Origin of the sequence: Pseudomonas chlororaphis (assembly GCF_001921865.1) — a bacterium.
Classification (GTDB): Bacteria; Pseudomonadota; Gammaproteobacteria; order Pseudomonadales; family Pseudomonadaceae; genus Aquipseudomonas; species Aquipseudomonas chlororaphis_D.
This window is the reverse complement of sequence record NZ_MSCT01000019.1, coordinates 446008-461678: the sequence shown is the minus strand read 5'-3', so window position 1 is coordinate 461678 and position 15671 is coordinate 446008. Positions and strand designations below refer to the sequence as shown.

Here is a 15671-nt window from a genome sequence, read left to right as displayed (position 1 = left end):
TGGGTGCGACCCTAGCACGCAGCCCCGGGGCCGCGATCACACATTATCGAAGGTCGACCTAACCAATGGATCTATGCCCATGGCGATCAGGCGCTTGCTGCGACGGTAGCGGGCCAGGCGATCCGTCAGGGCCTGGGGCAGGGCGGTGGTCGCGGCGAACCCCATGCGTTCGTACAGGGCTTGCAAATCCGGGTGACAGAACAGCCACACCGGCCCGGTCAAGGGGCCCCGCGCCTGTTCGACCAGCCCGGCGGCAATCCCCTGGCCGCGCTGCGTCGGGTCGACGAACAGGCCGGTCAGCCAATGCCCGTGGGCTACGGGGGTGAGGCTCAGGCCGGCGACGATCGCGCCGCGCCTGGCCACCCACGAATGCCCCTCGCCGGAGGCGCGCATCGGCGAATGGTGAGCGCGGTAGAACTTGTTCAGCAGCGGTCGCAGGCTGTCGGCAAGCAGCAGGTATTCGGTATCGGGCATGGGGTTGGCGGCCAGGCTCAAGGCGGTGAATGATAAAGGCACGCAGGGCGCGGGATAGGTGTATACCTGATGAACCGTCCCCTGTGTGTGGAGCGTGCATCATGAAAGGCGTGGAGTCGAAGAAAGCCGCGAAGAAGAAACCGACGCGAACCGCTGTCGAGAAGCGTGCGGAGAAGCGCGCGAAGAAGGCCGAACACAATATTTTCGGTCATTGACCCTGTCACGAAGCCCGCCCCGCGGGCTTCCTTGTTTTTGCTTCTAACCTCATAACCCATCGATCTGCAAGATTGCCGCGCCTCGTTGCACAGAACAGCAAGACGCCGGGGTTCGCCCTCGGCCCGCCCCCTGTTCCGAGTCGCGCCATGGCCTATTATTTCGACCCGCTGCACCGCGAGGAAATCGCCACCCTGCACCAGACCCTGACCGCCCGCACCGAATGGCCTACCTGGCTGTTGCTGGTCGGCACCAGCGCCGGCTGGTTCGCCGTGATGCTGGCCAGCCCGCTGCTGGGGCTGTGGCCGAGTACCTTGCTGCTGATACCGATCCTGGTGCTGTGGCTGTCGGTGCAACACGAGTTGCTGCATGGCCACCCCACGCGCTGGTTGTGGCTGAACAAGTTGCTGGGCTATGCGCCGTTCGCCGTCTGGTACCCCTACACCCTGTATCGCGACAGCCATTTGCAGCATCACCGCGACGAAGATCTGACCCTGCCCGGGCGCGACCCGGAGAGCCGTTACCTGGGCCAGGGGCAATGGCGCAGCCGCTCGGTGTTCGCGCGGGGCCTGCACTGGCTGAACAAGACCGTGCTGGGGCGCCTGTTGCTCGGCGCGCCCCTGGCCCTGCTGGCGTTGGCACGGGAAGAAGCCTTGCGCTTGCGCCAGGGGCAACGCCAGGCGTGGTTGATGTGGTTGACCCACGGCGCGCTGACCTTGCTGATGCTGCTGTTCGTTGCCCGCTACAGCGTGCTACCGGTCTGGCATTACCTGTTGCTGGTGAGCGTGCCGGCGCTGTCGGTGGCGATGCTGCGTTCCTATTACGAGCACCGTCCCCATGCCCGGGCGGAGCAACGTACGGTGCTCAACGAAGCGGCGTGGCCCTGGAGCTGGCTGTTCCTGCACCTCAATCTGCACCTGGTGCACCATGACTTGCCGGGGTTACCGTGGTATTACCTGCCGCGGGCCTATCGCCAGCGCCGCGAACAATGGCAGGCGCGCAGCGGCGGTTTCGTGGTGCAGGGCTACGGCGAGTTGCTGCGACGCCACGGCCTCAAGCCGATCGACAGCCCCGAGCACCCCTTTGCCTTGTAACCGCGCCCGAAGAGCACCGAACCATGACCGCTTGTTACGCCGAACTCTTGATGTACGTCGCCCCCGAGCCGGTGCGCCAGGCCAACGAGCAGTGGCTGGCGGCAATCCTGCAACGCCTCGGCCAGACCCGGCTCGACGCCCGGGCGCTGGACCTGACCGCGCTGTGGTTATCGCCGCGCCTGCTGTTGACCCAGACCTGCGGTTACCCGCTGATGACCGCCTTGCGCGGCAAAGTTAGGGTCATCGGTCGGCCGCGTTATGAATTGCCGGACAGCAGTGCGGGCAATCATTGCAGTCTGCTCCTGAGCCGCGCCGACGACCCGCGCCGCACCTTGCAGGCGTTGCAAGGCAGCCGCGGGGTGATCAACGGCGAGGACTCCAACAGCGGCATGAACCTGCTGCGCCAGCGCCTGGCGCCGTTGCAGCGCGACGGGCGGTTTTTCGCCAGCCTCGGCATCAGCGGCAGCCACCGGGAAAGCCTGCGCTGGTTACGACAAGGGCAGGCCGACCTCGCGGCCATCGACAGCGTGACCTTCGCCTACCTGGCCCGCTACGCCGAAGAGGAGGTGGCCGGTTTGCGCATCGTCGCCCGCAGCGCCTTTAGCCCGACCCTGCCCTATATCGGCGTGGCCGGCCTGGGCGATGAGCAGGGCGAACGGATTCGTGCGGCGATGAACGAGGCGCTGGCGGCCTTGCCCGCGGTGGCCCAGACCCTGGGCCTGCGCGAGGTGTTGCCGGCGGCCGAAGCGGACTACCAGGTTCTGCTCGACTATCGGCGCGAGGCCGAGGAACTGGGGTACGCCCGCCTGCGTTGATCATCGCGAGCACGCTCGCTCCTGCAGGTCTGCCCATACCTTGTAGGAGCGGGCTTGCTCGCGAAAAATGTATCCGGCGCTGCCGATCATTTATTCTTAAAAATTCTATAAAAATGAATTTTAAATATTATTAAGAAATAAGCCTTCCTTGCTAGGATCGCCGCACCGGAACACCGGACATACCGCGCAACCTTCTTCATTGGAGCCACTATGTCCGGCGCCGACACGACTCACAGCGACTATGTGGGCGGCCTGTTCCGCAGTCATTACGACTGGCTGTGCAACCGCCTTCGCTACCACCTGCATTACTCCTCGGATGCTGGCGCCAGCGCCGAAGACATTGCCGCCGATACCTTCGTCCAGTTGCTGAGCCGGCCGCAGGTGTTGCCGATCCGCCAGCCGCGGGCGCTGCTGACCACCATTTCGCAACGCCTGACATACCAGCTGTGGCGCCGCCGCGACCTGGAGCGGGCCTACCTCGATGCCGTGCAGCACGAGGCCGACGCCGTGCTGCCGTCGCCCCAGGACCTGGCGCAGATGCTCGAGGCGCTGGAAGCCATCGACCGCCTGCTCGACGGCCTGCCGGCCAAGGTCAAGGCCACCTTCCTGCTGTCCCAGGTCAACGGCCTGACCTACCCGCAGATCGCCGAACAACTGGGCATCTCGCAACGTTCGGTCAGCGACTACATGACCCGCGCCGCCCAACGTTGCCTGCGCCTGAGCCTGGACTGAGATGAACCGCGAACCGAGTCAGGAGCACCTGATCGACGCCGCCACTGGCTGGTGGGTCCTGATGAATTCGGGGCAGGCCAGCGAGGCCGAGCGCCGGGCTTACCAGCGTTGGCGCGGCGAAGACCCGCGGCACGAACAACTGTGTCGGCAGTTGGAAACCCGCCTCGGGGTGTTCCAGGTGCCGATTGCCCAGGGCGTTGGCGGCGAACTCTTGCAGCGGGCGCTGAACGCGCCGAGCAGCCGACGCAAAGTGCTGCAGCGCGCCTTGCTCGGCGCCGGGGTGGCGTTGGGGGCCGGCGCGCTGGTCAGCCAGCGCGGCGTGCCTCTGGCCGAGTTGACCGCGGACCTGCGCACCACCACGGGCCAGCGCCAGTCGCTGACCCTGCCGGACGGCAGCGAACTGCGCCTGAACGCCCAGAGCGCGGCGAACATCGATTTCGATCGGCAGCGCCGGGTCCTGCAACTGCTGGATGGCGAGCTGTTGTTGAGCCTGGCCAGCGATCCGTCCCGGCCGTTTTTCATCCACACCGCACAGGCGCGAATCCAGGTTGGCGGCAAACGCCTGCTGCTGCGCGAACGTGACGGCCAGGGGCAGGCCGTGGCGCTCGACGGCCCGTTGGACATCGTCCGGCGCGGCGGCGAGCGCCTGCAATTGCCCGGCGGCCACGAGGTGGCCTACGACGCTTTCCGTTTCGGCCCGGTGCGTCCGAGCCGCAGCAGCGCCACGGCCTGGGTCGAGGGCTTGCTGGAACTGCGCGACACGCCGTTGTCGGAGGTGGTCGAGGCGTTGCGCCCGTATCGGCGCGGGGTTTTGCGCCTGGACCCGGCCATCGCCGGGCTGCGGGTCAGCGGCCTGTTTCGCCTGGACAACCCGCAGCAGATCCTCGACAGCCTGGCCCGTACCCTGCCGATCCGCATCACCCGCCACACCGAGCTGTGGGTGACCCTGAGTGCCGCATGAGAACCATGCGACCCCACACAACCCCTGCAGGAGCCAGCTTGCTGGCGATCCAGGCGCCGCGGTGCATCCGGCAAGGCGCCATCGCGAGCGTGTTCGTGGGTTCTAAGACCATAACCAAACGATCTGCAAGTTTTCCCCCGGCCGTTGCACATCACTCCCGTAAACGCTGCGGGGAGCAGCGTCGTTGGATTTCTCTGGGGGAAGTCATTTTGCGTACATCCACAACCGTGCAGCGGCGTTCGCGCCTGGCCCTGGCCGTCGGCCCCTTGGCCGCCGTGTTTTTCAGCGTTGCCCAGGGGGTCGAAGAAGCCCGCCAGCAGTACCATCTGGCGCCCGGCCCGCTGGACGAGGTGCTGTTGAACATCAGCCGCCAGAGCGGCCAGGTGATTTCCTTTACCCCGCAACTGGGCCGTTATTCGTCGGCCACGGTCGACGGTTCGCTGTCCGCCGAGCAGGCGGTGACGGCGGCCTTGCGCGGCACTGGCCTGCAAGTGCAGGTCAGCCCGGACGGCGCCTTCATCATCAAGGAAGGCCCGCCGGCGTCGAGCGCGACCGGCAGCAAGGCCAAGGCCCAGCTCAGCGACGCCGCGGTCCCGACCCTCGACCGGGTGGTGGCCATCGGCACCCGGCGCAACGACGCCACGGCCCTGACCAGCAGCGCGCCGGTGGACGTGATCAACAGCCAGGAGCTGGTGCAGACCGGCGCCACCAGCCTCAACCAGGCGCTGTTCCAGTTGCTGCCGTCGTTCAACTTTCCGCAGAACCAGAGCGCCACCCGCGGGCAGAACCCCAAGGGCGCGTCCCTGCGCGGCCTGTCGCCGGACCAGACCCTGGTGCTGATCAACGGCAAGCGCCGGCATGCCTCGGCGGTGGTCAACATCTCCGGCGGCGTGCCGTTCATTGGCGCGCAGCCGGTGGACCTGGACATGATCCCCATCAGCGCCATCGACCATGTCGAAGTGCTGCGCGACGGCGCCTCGGCGCAGTACGGCTCCGACGCGGTGGCGGGGGTGGTGAATATCGTGCTCAAGGAGCGCGACAGCGGCGGCCAGCTCAACACCCAACTGGGCCAGTACGCCCAGGGCGACGGCTTCAGCAAGAGCGCCGACGGCTGGTACGGCCTGGGCCTGCCGGGGGACGGCTTCCTGACCCTGAGCTTCAATGGCCTGAACAACAAACCCACGGACATCGGCGATAAATACGAAGCCGGCGGCCAGTGGCAGGACCCGCGCTGGGGCGGCGCCGGGCGCGACAAATACAACCTGGCGGCCAACGCCGAAGTCGGCCTCAGCGATCAATGGCGGCTCTACAGCTTCGCCACCTTCGGCCAGGACAAGTCGGTCAACAACACGCCGCCGCTGCTGGCCAGCAACCCCAACAACGTCGCCGCGATCTACCCCAACGGCACCATTCCCAAGTACCGCTACCGCTACGAGGACGGCGCGCTGACCGTGGGCAGCCGCTACGAGGACGAGAGCATCGGGCGCTTCGACCTCAGCGCCACTTACGGGCGCGATAAGCACGACGAGCTGGCTTTCAACACGGTCAACCCGAGCTACGGCGCCAACAGCCCGACCAAGTTCGACGTGGCCACGCTGGTCAACGAACAGACCAACCTGACCCTGGATTACGCCAAGGACCTGGACGTCGCCTGGTCGACGCACCCGCTCACCGTCTCGGCGGGGGTGGCCTACCGCGACGAGCAGTACCGGCTGGAAGAGGGCGACTACGCCTCCTATTCCTTCGGCGGCATCGACGGCGTGCAAGTGGGGGCGGTGCAGGCGTCCGGCCTGACCCCGGACGACGCCGGGACCTACAAGCGGCATGTCGGCGGGCTGTATTTCGGCCTGGAAAACCAGGTCACCGACAAATTCCAGCTCGGCCTCGCCGGGCGCACCGAGCACTATTCCGACTTCGGCTCGGCCACCACCGGCAAGCTCTCGGCGCGCTACGACTTCACCCCGCAGGTGGGCCTGCGGGCCACGGTCAACAACGCCTACCGCGCGCCGACCCTGGGGCAGATCGGCACTTCCTGGACCACCACCACCAACGTCGATATCAACGGCAACCCGGTGCTGACCCGCATGCTCCCCGCCGACCACCCGGCGGCCCGGGCCCTGGGCGCGCAGCCGCTGAAACCGGAGAAGTCCACCAACTATTCCCTGGGCCTGGTGCTGCGGCCGAGCGAGCAGGCGTCGCTGACCATCGACGCCTACCAGATCTCGATCCGCGACCGGCTGCTCTACAGCGGCGGCATTTCCGGGCCGGACGCCGAGCGGATTCTCAGCGAGGCCGGGTTCGGCCAGTACACCTGGGCGCAGTTCATGACCAACGCCGCCGACACCCGCACCCGCGGCGTCGACGTGGTCGGCAAGTACAACCTCGACCTGCAGCGCTTTGGCGCCCTGAGCCTGTCGGCCGGCTACACCAAGGCGCGCACCACCATCGAGAAGATCCATTCCAACCCGTTCGGCTTCGACGTGCTGACCCGCGAGGCCCAGGGCTTCCTCGAACACGGCTACCCCGAAGACAAGCTGGTGCTGGGGGCGATCCATCGCTACGGGCCCTGGACCGTCGCGCTGTCCGAGACCCGCTACGGCGAGTACCGCAAATACGCGGCCTCGGCGGCCAACGCGCAGTACGACCAGACCTTCGCCGCGCAGTGGATCACCGACCTGGACGTCAACTACGCCTTCAACCGCCAGCTGCGGCTGTCGGTGGGCGCCAACAACCTGTTCGACAGCAAGCCCGACGATTTCAACAGCCGCCTGCGCCAGACCCCGGGCCAGCAGTACAGCTACCTGTCGCCGGCGGCACCGGAGGGGGCCTTCTACTACACCAAGCTCACCTACGACTTCTGACCCTGGCGCCGCTGCCTTGAGCGCAGCGGCGCCAGCCGCCCCTGAACGACCCGCAAGAGGTTCACCATGAACATCATCAAACACCTGCTCGGCACCTCGTTGCTGACCTTCAGCCTGTTGGCCCAACAGGCGCCGGCGGCAGACAAACCGGCGCCGATCCAGTTCGGCGACATCACCTGGGAAAGCGGCAGCCTGATCACCGAGGTGCTGCGGCTGATCGTCGAGAAAGGTTACGGCTACCCGACCGAGACCTTGCCCGGCAGCACCGTGAGCCTGGAAGCGGCGCTGGCCAAGAACGATATCCAGGTGATCGGCGAAGAGTGGGCCGGGCGCAGTCCGGCCTGGGTCAAGGCCGAAGCCGAGGGCAAGGTGTTCGGCCTGGGCGACACGGTCAAGGGCGCCACCGAGGGCTGGTGGGTGCCGGAGTACGTGATCAAGGGCGACCCCGAGCGCGGCATCAAGGCACTGGCCCCCGAGCTGAAGTCGGTGGCCGACCTGGCGCGCTACAAGGAGGTGTTCCGCGACCCGGAAGACCCGGGCCGCGGGCGTTTTCTCAACAGCCCCACCGGCTGGACCTCGGAGATCGTCAACAGCCAGAAGCTCAAGGCGTATGGCTTGAGCGACAGCTTCGTGAACTTTCGCACCGGTTCCGGCGCGGCCCTGGACGCCGAGGTCAGCTCGTCGATCCGCCGCGGCAAACCGGTGCTGTTCTACTACTGGTCGCCGACCCCGCTGCTGGGCAAGTTCAAGCTGGTGAAGCTGGAAGAGCCGGCCTTCGATGCCGAGGCCTGGAAGACCCTGGCCGACGCCGGCAACCCCCAGCCGCGAGGCACTCGCTCGATGCCGGCGCACTTGGCCATCGGCGTGTCCGCGCCGTTCAAGGCGCAGTACCCGGAACTGGTGAGTTTCTTTGAAAAAGTCGACCTGCCAATCGACCTGCTGAACCGCACCCTGGGCCAGATGAGCGAAACCCGCCAGCCGCCGCGCCAGGTCGCCGAAGCGTTCCTGCGCGAACAGCCGCAGGTGTGGCAGGGCTGGCTGCCGGCCGATATCGCCAGCCGCGTCAGCGCCGCCCTGTAACCAGCAGCCAGGCCGGCTTCCACAACCGGCGTGGCTCGGCTTTGGTAGGAGCCAGGCTTGCCGGCGATGCAGGCGACGCAGTGCGCCAGGCAAATCGCTATCGCGGGCAAGCCTCGCTCCTACAGAGGCCGTGTGTTTTCAATTCGTTTGGGAGTCATCGATGTTCAAGGGTCTTGTTGTTTTGTTGTTCACGCTCGCCGCGTCTCTGGCCCAGGCCGGGGAGCCCGGGACGTTGCGCATCGGCTACCAGAAAAGCTCGGTGAGCATGGTCCTGGCCCGCGAGCACCAGTTGCTGGAGCAGGCCTTGCCCGGCACCCAGGTGCAATGGATCGAGTTCCCCGGCGGCCCGCAGTTGATCGAGGCGCTGAACGGCGGCAGCGTGGACGTGGGCAATATCGGCGACATCCCGCCGATCTTCGCCCAGGCCGCGGGCATTGACCTGCAATACATCGGCGTCGAGCCCAGCGATGGCAAGACCGAGGCCATCCTGGTGCCCGGCGCCAGCCAGGCGCAGGGGCTGGCCGACCTCAAGGGCAAGCGGGTGGCGCTGCTCAAGGGCTCCAGCGCGCACAATTTCTTCCTCAAGAGCCTGGCGCGAGCCGGCCTGAAACTCGCCGACGTGAACCTGGTGTACCTGTCGCCGGCCGACGCCCGCGCAGCGTTCGAGCAAGGCAAGCTGGATGCCTGGGTGATCTGGGACCCGTACTACTCGGCGGCCCTGCTCGACGGTAGCGCGCGCCTGCTCAGCGACGGCCAGGGCCTGGATTCCGGCGGCAGTTTCTATATCGCCAGCGGCGCTTTCGTGCGCCAGCACGGCGCCGCTGTGGCGCCGATCCTCAAGGCGTTCGGCGCGGCCCAGCAGCTGTCCTTCGACCAGCGCGACGCCAGCATCGACAGCATGACGCGGATTCTCGGTCTGCAACGGCCGGTGGTGGAGCGCTACTTCAGCCATCGTTCCCAGGCGCCGCTGCAAGGCATCGACGCCCGGGTCGTCGCCAGCCAGCAACGCACCGCCGACCTGTTCCTGGCCAACCGGCTGATCCCCAAGGCGGTGCGGATCGACCAGGCCGTGTTCAAGAGCGAGTGACTGCCATGCGCCCGATCTACATCGATTTTCTCAACGGCCCGGACATCGCCGAGCTGGCCCTGGACAATGACGAGATCCTCGCCGCCATCGAAGCCAGCCTGGCGATCCAGGGCCAGGGCGAGGCGGTGATCGAACCGCGCACCCACCTGATTCCCGGCGGCGCCATCAACGGCCATTTCAACGTGCTGCGCGGCGTGCTGGGCGGCGATATCGGCCGCGCCGGGGTCAAGGTGGTGGGCGATTTCGTCGACAACTACCGACTGGGCCTGCCGTCGGAATTGGCGATCCTCAACCTGCTGGACCCGGCCACCGGGGTACCCCAGGCGATCCTCGATGCTTCGGCGATCACCGACATGCGCACCGGCGCGATCACCGCCCTCGGCGCCAAGTACCTGGCCCGCCCCGACAGCAAGGTGCTGGCCCATATCGGCGCCCGCGGCACGGCGTACTGGAACGTGCGGCTCTTGGACCATCTGTTCGACTTCGAGGAAATCCGCGTGCACTCGCGCCGCGAGGACAGCCGCGAGGCCTTCGCCGAGCGCCTGCGCCGCGACCTCGGCAAGCCGGTGGTCGTCACCCACGACTGGGAGAGCGCGGTGCGCGGCGCCGACATCGTGGTCGAGGCGTCGCGGCTGAACCAGCCCGAGCCGTTGCTGCGCACCGAGTGGATCAAGCCGGGGGCCTTTGTCGTGCCCTACGGCACCATGAGCGCGGTGCAGCTGTCGCTGACCGACATCATGGACAAACTGGTGGTGGACGACTGGGGCCAGTGCAAGGGTGGGATGTTCGGTGCGCTGCGGGCCCACGTCGAGGCCGGCAAACTCAGCGAACGGACCCTGCACGCCGAGCTTGGGCAGATCGTCGCCGGCGTGCGCAGCGGCCGGCAGAGCGCCGATGAAACCATCCTGTTCTGGCACCGCGGCCTGAGCCTCAGCGATATCGCCCTGGGCCACGCGCTGCTGCAAAAGGCCCGGCGCCTGGGCATTGGCCAGCGGCTGCGTTTCGCATGATCGGCCTGGGGCCCGAAGGCCTGGCGCTGGCCGACCTGCTGCGGGTGGCCCGCGAGGACGCGGCGCTGCAATTCACCCCGGCCGCCCGACAACGGATCGCCGCCGGTCATGGGCTGTTGCGCGAGCGGATGGCCGCAGGCGATTCGATCTATGGCGTGACCACTGGTCTGGGTGCGGCGGTGGACGTGACCCTGGCCCAGCCGGACAGCGATCTGCAACGGCGCATCCCCCTGGGTCGCGCCGTGGGCGTCGGGCGCCTGGCCACAGGCCAGGAGCTGCGGGCGATGATCGCCGCGCGGCTGGCCGGGCTGGCCCAGGGCCGTTCGGGGATTTCCCCGGCCAGCGCCGACAGCCTGCTGGCCTTGCTCAACGCCGGCATCGAGCCCGAGGTGCCGTTGCTCGGTTCCCTGGGCGAAAGCGACCTGGCACCGTTGGCGCACCTGAGCCTGGCGCTGGTGGGCGAGGGTTGGGTGCACTGGCGCGGCGAGCGGTTGCCGGCCCTCGAGGCCTTGCGGCGCAATGGCTTGCCAGCGGCGCGGCTGACGGACAAGGACGGCCTGGCGCTGGTCTCGGCGAATGCCGCGAGCGTCGGCCTGGGCGCTTTGTTGCTGGCTGAAGCCGACTGTGTCCTGGACAGTTTGCTGGCAGCGCTGGCGCTGTCGTGCGAAGGCTATCGGGCCAACCTCAGCCCGTTCCAGCCCTGGGCCTCGCGGCTGCGCCCGGCCGCCGGCCAGGCCGAGCAATCGGCGGCGCTCCTGGGCTTGCTGGCCGGCGGCGAGCTGGAGCAGCCGCAGAGCGCCCGGCGTTTGCAGGACCCGCTGAGTTTTCGCTGTGCCGGCGCGGTCCAGGGCGCGGCGCGGCAGGCCTGGACGCAGCTGCGCGAGCACCTGGAACTGGAGCTGGCCAGCGGCGCCGATAACCCGGCGCTGATCGACGAGGAGCGCCAAGTCCTGGCCACCGCCAATTTCGACAGCACCCATCTGGCCCTTGCCGGGGAAAGCCTGGGGCTGGCCCTGAGCCGGGCGGCGGCGTGCAGTGCCGAGCGCATCGCCAAGCTGCTGTCGCCTTCGTCCAGCGAGCTGCCGCGCTTCTTGATCGAGCAACCCGGGCATGTTGGCATGGCTGCCCTGCAACGTACCGCCGCGGCGCTGTTGGCGGAGATCGGCCATCTGGCCAATCCGCTGCCGGCGGTCTGCGTGCCGGTGGCCGACCGGGTCGAGGACTACGCTGGCCAGGCCTTGGCGGTGGTGGAGAAAACCCGACAACTGACCCAGCGCCTGGGCTGGCTGGCGAGCATCGAGCTGATCGTCGCGGCCCAGGCCGTCGACCTGCGTGGCACGCTGCGGTTGGGGGTTGGCAGCGCCCGCATCCACCGCGCGGTGCGCAGCCAGGTGGCCTTCCTCGATCAGGACCGGCCAGGCTCGGTGGATGTGCTGGCGCTGAGCCGGTTTATCGAGGACGGCGGGCTGGGGTTCCCGTAGGCGCCTACGACAGGGCGGCTTCGGCTGTCAGCGCCGCTTGCACCGATTCGCGCTGGGCGATCTTGGCCTGGAAACGCGCCAGCGCCGGCCATTGCTGCAGGTCGATGGCGAAGCCGGCGGTCCAGCGCAGCACGGTGAACAGGTAGGCGTCGGCGACGCCGAAGGTTTCGCCCAGCAGGTAGCTCCGTTGTTCCAGGGTCTGGTCGAGGAACCCCAGGCGCTTGAACAGCTTTTGCCGGATCTGCGCCTTCGTGGCCTCGGGAAACTCACTGTTGAACAGCCAGCCGAGGCCGCCATGGATCTCGCTGGAAACGAAGTTGAGCATCTCTTGCAGGCGCACCCGCGACCAGCTGCCGTTGGCCGGCGCCAGGCCCGCCTGGGGCTTGAGGTCGGCCAGGTATTGCAGGATCGCCGGGCCTTCGCTCAGCACCTGGCCGTCGTCCAGTTGCAGCGCCGCCACATAACCCTTGGGATTGATCGCCAGGAAATCGGCGCCGTCGGCGGTGGTCTTGCTGCGGTTGTCGACCCGGATCAGCTCGAACGGCAGGGCCAGCTCGCGCAGCACTATATGCGGGGCCAGGGAGCAGGCATCGGGCGAGAAATACAACTTCATGGGGGACTCTCCGGAAAGGGGACGCCAGTGTCATAGTTCGCGCTGCCCGCAGTAAAATTACTCTTTCAGAAAATTCCCATAAGGACAGCTACTGCCATGATGAACCTGATGCACTGGCGCATGCTGGTGGCGGTGGCGGACACCGGCAACATCACCCGCGCCGCCGAGCGGGTCGGCATGACCCAGTCCGGCGCCAGCCAGGCGTTGGCGTTGCTCGAGGACAACCTGGGCGTGCAGCTGTTCAGCCGCGAAGGCCGGCAGACCCTGCCCACGGCTATCGGCGGGCAAGTGGTGGAGCAGGCGCGGCTGATGCTCGCGGCGTTGCAGACCATCCGCGACACCGCGGACGCCAGCCGGGACATTCAGCGTGGGACCATTCGCCTGGCCAGTTTTCCCATGGTGCTGGCGGCCTTCCTGCCGCCGCTGTTGCGGCGTTTCAAGCAGTTGTACCCGGGCATTCAGGTGGTGGCGCTGGAGGTCAGCGACGACGAGGTCGAAGCCTTGCTCGAAGCGCGGCTGATCGATGTCGGCGTGGTCCTCAACCCCGCGCCCCGGCGCAGTGTCGGGCTGCTGGGGCGCGACACCTGGGTGGCGGTGCTGCCGGCGGGGCATGCCCTGGCGCGGCGCACCCAGGAGCAGGGCGTGAGCTTGCAGGAACTGGTGAGCCAACCCTTCGTGCTGGCCACCGGCGGTTGTTCGGTGAATGCCCGCAGCCTGGCGGCGGAGGCCGGCCTGGTGTTGCAGGATGTGCGGGTCGAGGTACGGGAATGGAGCAGTGCGTTCACCCTGGTGCGCGAGCAGGTGGGGGTGACCCTGGTGCCGCAGATGACCTTGCCGGAGCAGCGCCAGGGCCTGTGCGTGCTGCCCCTGGACGTGCCTGTCCATCGCTCGTTTGCCCTGGTGCTGGCCGAGGGCAGCGAGCCGTCGCCGGCATTGCGGGCCTTGCTCGAGATGCTGGGCCAGGATTGAGCGCGGCCGCCGCAGTGGGGCCCTGAAACCGGGCTCAGGCGGGGGGAGCCCGGTTTCAATCGGCCGTTTACAGCGCGGCGAGGAACTTGTCGACGACTTGCTTATCGACGCCGTTGGCGTCCTTCTCGACCTGTGCCATCTGCATCTTGTCCTGGAGCCGCTGGGCAATTTCCTGAGCCACGGCCTGCTGCTTCTCCGGCGGCATGTTTTTCAGGTCTTCCTCGGTAATGCCCATCTCCTCGAGGATCTGGTCGCGCAGGCGCTGCTCCGGGGACTTGCTCATGTAGTCCTTGAACTCGTCCAGGGCCGAACCCTGGGTGGCGCTGGTGGTCTGCGCGCTGCTGGTGGTCGGCGGGGTGGCCTGCAACAGCACGCGGGTCTTGGCGAAGGCGGCCGAGACGTTGTCGCTGACGGTGTTGCTGGCTTGTTGCACGGTCTGCGACGCCTGGGCGTTCGCCGCGTTCTGCACGTTTTGCATCAAACCGCTGTACAGCGCGCTGGCGGCAGCGGTGGACGGGTCCGTATCGGACCGCTGGCTGGGCTGGATCGCCGAGCTTTTCTGGGCACTGACCAACATGATTGGGTACCTGTGGCTAAGGGTTGACGCGCGTTGTGCAGCAATTTGCATGCCGCTGCCGGCGAGGGCTCTGTGCCGAGGCTTTGCGCGGGTCGCCCGGCAGGCCGGCGGCCCGCGGCGGACAACCTTTGCCGCTGGCGGCCAGCGGCGACCGCTCAACGGTGGGCGATGCTTTCCAGGGCCAGGTTGCGGGTACGCGGGCCGAAGCGGCCGATGGTGAACATCACGATCAACATGCTGCTGACGATGAACGTCAGGACCCCGGGCGTGCCGAAATGGTCGAGGAAAAAACCGATCAGCAAGCTGCTGAACACCGTCGACAAGCGGCTGAACGAATAGCAGAACCCCACCGCCCGGGCGCGGATAGGGGTCGGGAACAGCTCGCTCTGATAGGCGTGGTAGCTGAAGCTCAGCCAGGCGTTGCAGAAGGTGATCATGACCCCGCAGGCGATCAGCCCCAGGGCCGTGCTCTGCCAGGCGAAGAGGGTGCCGAAGGTCATGGCGCCCAGGGCCGAGCCGACGATCTGCCATTTGTTCTCGAAGCGGTTGGCGAACTTGACGAACAGCAGCGGCCCGAGCGGATAGGCCAGGGTGATGATGAAGGCGTACATCAGGCTGTGGGTGACGCTCACCCCCTGGCCCGAGAGCAGCGCCGGCAGCCAGTTGCCGAAACCGAAGAAACCGATGGCCTGGAACACATGGAACACGATCAGCATCAGCGCCCGGCGCCGATAGGGTGGTTGCCAGATATCGGCGAAACGCCCCGTGCCCTGGACGCCCAGGGGTTCGGGGCGCGGAGTGTCCAGCGGCTTGCCGTGATCCTTGACGCAGCGTGCCTCGAGGCCGTCCATGATCCGCTCGGCCTCGGCGAAGCGCCCGTGCTGGGCCAGCCAGCGCGGCGACTCCGGCAAGCGCGAGCGCAGCCACCAGATGAACAGCGCGAACACCGCGCTGGCCAGCACCACCCAACGCCAGCCGGCAATGCCGAACGGGTCCTGCGGCACCAGCCACCAGGACATCAGCGCCACCGCCGGCACCGAGAGGAACTGCACGAAGAAGGCAAAGGCGAAGGCCGAGCTGCGCATGTGCTTGGGCACCAGCTCGGACAGGTAGGCGTCGATGGTCACCAGTTCGATGCCCAGGCCGATGCCCACCAGAAAACGCATGCCGATGATGCCCAGGGCCGAGGTCTGCACGCCCATCAGCACCGTGGCCACGGTGTACCAGATCAGCGCGAAGGTGAAGATCGCCCGGCGCCCGAAACGGTCGGCGATCGGGCTCAGCAGGCTGGCACCGAGGAACAGGCCGAGAAAGGTCGCCGAAGCAAAGGCGGCCTGGTCGGAGAAACCGAACACGCCGCCGCTGCCGGTGGCGAAGAGGCCGTCGCGGATCAGCCCGGGGCTGATGTAGGCGGTCTGGAACAGGTCGTAGAGCTCGAAGAAACCACCGATCGACAGCAGCGCTATCAGGCGCCAGACGCTGGCGACGGCGGGCAGGCGATCGATGCGCGCGGAAATCTCGGCGGCGCGGAGCGGGTCGAGGCCGTCGGTGGCGACTGTGGGGGCGAGTGACGACATGAGCGGATTCCAGGTTTTGGTGAAGAGGAATCTTAGCGGGCTAACGGAAATCAATGATTGTGAATGCGGGTCCGGAAAGACCGCGGCGGGGCAATTTATTGTCGTATTTCGTTACATCTTGCCGATT

General features: G+C 67.2%; 14 protein-coding genes. 10 read left to right on the top strand and 4 right to left on the bottom strand.

Going from position 1 to position 15671, the window contains the following annotated elements; all coding sequences use genetic code 11:
* Window positions 1–36 precede the first annotated feature (36 nt).
* Window positions 37–474: a GNAT family N-acetyltransferase gene (locus tag BTN82_RS22340; RefSeq protein WP_075121256.1), complete on the bottom strand. Its 438-nt coding sequence runs from the start codon at window positions 472–474 to the stop codon at window positions 37–39.
* Between the two features lie 362 nt (window positions 475–836).
* On the opposite strand from BTN82_RS22340, the gene BTN82_RS22335 reads away from it, so the two are divergent.
* The 9 genes from BTN82_RS22335 (at window position 837) to hutH (ending at window position 11808) form a co-directional block, all read left to right on the top strand.
* Window positions 837–1781, top strand: a complete 945-nt coding sequence (locus BTN82_RS22335; protein WP_075121255.1) for a fatty acid desaturase — start codon at window positions 837–839, stop codon at window positions 1779–1781.
* A 23-nt stretch (window positions 1782–1804) separates the two neighbouring features.
* A complete protein-coding gene (locus tag BTN82_RS22330; protein WP_075121254.1) occupies window positions 1805–2596 on the top strand; it encodes a phosphate/phosphite/phosphonate ABC transporter substrate-binding protein in 792 nt (263 codons plus the stop codon).
* 210 nt (window positions 2597–2806) lie between these two features.
* Window positions 2807–3328 (top strand): sigma-70 family RNA polymerase sigma factor, encoded by a 522-nt coding sequence (locus BTN82_RS22325; RefSeq protein ID WP_075121253.1) that lies wholly within the window; start codon window positions 2807–2809, stop codon window positions 3326–3328.
* A 1-nt stretch (window position 3329) separates the two neighbouring features.
* Complete coding sequence (locus tag BTN82_RS22320) at window positions 3330–4289, top strand: FecR domain-containing protein (protein WP_075121252.1); 960 nt, start codon at window positions 3330–3332, stop codon at window positions 4287–4289.
* Between the two features lie 206 nt (window positions 4290–4495).
* Window positions 4496–7150: a TonB-dependent receptor gene (locus tag BTN82_RS22315; protein ID WP_261793013.1), complete on the top strand. Its 2655-nt coding sequence runs from the start codon at window positions 4496–4498 to the stop codon at window positions 7148–7150.
* A gap of 66 nt (window positions 7151–7216) precedes the next feature.
* On the top strand, window positions 7217–8230 hold the full coding sequence (locus BTN82_RS22310; protein ID WP_075121250.1) for an ABC transporter substrate-binding protein: 1014 nt from the start codon (window positions 7217–7219) through the stop codon (window positions 8228–8230).
* Window positions 8231–8390: 160 nt separating this feature from the next.
* A complete protein-coding gene (locus BTN82_RS22305) occupies window positions 8391–9317 on the top strand; it encodes an aliphatic sulfonate ABC transporter substrate-binding protein (RefSeq protein WP_075121249.1) in 927 nt (308 codons plus the stop codon).
* 5 nt (window positions 9318–9322) lie between these two features.
* Entirely contained in the window at window positions 9323–10327 is a 1005-nt protein-coding gene (locus BTN82_RS22300; RefSeq protein ID WP_075121248.1) for an ornithine cyclodeaminase family protein, read from the top strand.
* Window positions 10324–11808 carry a histidine ammonia-lyase gene (gene hutH / locus BTN82_RS22295; RefSeq protein ID WP_075121247.1) on the top strand — a complete coding sequence of 495 codons (1485 nt, stop codon included), beginning with the start codon at window positions 10324–10326 and terminating at the stop codon, window positions 11806–11808. The genes BTN82_RS22300 and hutH overlap by 4 nt, the downstream gene beginning before the upstream one ends.
* A 4-nt stretch (window positions 11809–11812) precedes the next feature.
* Here hutH and gstA read toward each other — a convergent pair whose 3' ends face one another.
* Complete coding sequence (gene gstA / locus BTN82_RS22290) at window positions 11813–12421, bottom strand: glutathione transferase GstA (RefSeq protein WP_075121246.1); 609 nt, start codon at window positions 12419–12421, stop codon at window positions 11813–11815.
* 96 nt (window positions 12422–12517) lie between these two features.
* Here gstA and BTN82_RS22285 point away from each other — a divergent pair, with 96 nt between their 5' ends.
* Window positions 12518–13390, top strand: a complete 873-nt coding sequence (locus tag BTN82_RS22285; protein WP_075121245.1) for a LysR family transcriptional regulator — start codon at window positions 12518–12520, stop codon at window positions 13388–13390.
* 67 nt (window positions 13391–13457) lie between these two features.
* Here BTN82_RS22285 and BTN82_RS22280 read toward each other — a convergent pair whose 3' ends face one another.
* Both BTN82_RS22280 and BTN82_RS22275 read right to left on the bottom strand, forming a co-directional pair.
* A complete protein-coding gene (locus BTN82_RS22280) occupies window positions 13458–13967 on the bottom strand; it encodes a hypothetical protein (RefSeq protein ID WP_075121244.1) in 510 nt (169 codons plus the stop codon).
* Between the two features lie 155 nt (window positions 13968–14122).
* Window positions 14123–15544, bottom strand: coding sequence for an MFS transporter (locus tag BTN82_RS22275; protein WP_075121243.1), 1422 nt, complete (start codon window positions 15542–15544; stop codon window positions 14123–14125).
* Between the last annotated feature and the right edge of the window lie 127 nt (window positions 15545–15671).

Excerpts from the sequence above, each read along its gene's own strand:
- BTN82_RS22340 (WP_075121256.1), bottom strand. The coding sequence starts at position 474 with ATGCCCGATACCGAATACCTGCTGCTTGCCGACAGCCTGCGACCGCTG.
- BTN82_RS22335 (WP_075121255.1), top strand. The coding sequence starts at position 837 with ATGGCCTATTATTTCGACCCGCTGCACCGCGAGGAAATCGCCACCCTG.
- BTN82_RS22330 (WP_075121254.1), top strand. The coding sequence starts at position 1,805 with ATGACCGCTTGTTACGCCGAACTCTTGATGTACGTCGCCCCCGAGCCG.
- BTN82_RS22325 (WP_075121253.1), top strand. The coding sequence starts at position 2,807 with ATGTCCGGCGCCGACACGACTCACAGCGACTATGTGGGCGGCCTGTTC.
- BTN82_RS22320 (WP_075121252.1), top strand. The coding sequence starts at position 3,330 with ATGAACCGCGAACCGAGTCAGGAGCACCTGATCGACGCCGCCACTGGC.
- BTN82_RS22310 (WP_075121250.1), top strand. The coding sequence starts at position 7,217 with ATGAACATCATCAAACACCTGCTCGGCACCTCGTTGCTGACCTTCAGC.
- BTN82_RS22305 (WP_075121249.1), top strand. The coding sequence starts at position 8,391 with ATGTTCAAGGGTCTTGTTGTTTTGTTGTTCACGCTCGCCGCGTCTCTG.
- BTN82_RS22300 (WP_075121248.1), top strand. The coding sequence starts at position 9,323 with ATGCGCCCGATCTACATCGATTTTCTCAACGGCCCGGACATCGCCGAG.
- hutH (WP_075121247.1), top strand. The coding sequence starts at position 10,324 with ATGATCGGCCTGGGGCCCGAAGGCCTGGCGCTGGCCGACCTGCTGCGG.
- gstA (WP_075121246.1), bottom strand. The coding sequence starts at position 12,421 with ATGAAGTTGTATTTCTCGCCCGATGCCTGCTCCCTGGCCCCGCATATA.
- BTN82_RS22285 (WP_075121245.1), top strand. The coding sequence starts at position 12,518 with ATGATGAACCTGATGCACTGGCGCATGCTGGTGGCGGTGGCGGACACC.
- BTN82_RS22280 (WP_075121244.1), bottom strand. The coding sequence starts at position 13,967 with ATGTTGGTCAGTGCCCAGAAAAGCTCGGCGATCCAGCCCAGCCAGCGG.
- BTN82_RS22275 (WP_075121243.1), bottom strand. The coding sequence starts at position 15,544 with ATGTCGTCACTCGCCCCCACAGTCGCCACCGACGGCCTCGACCCGCTC.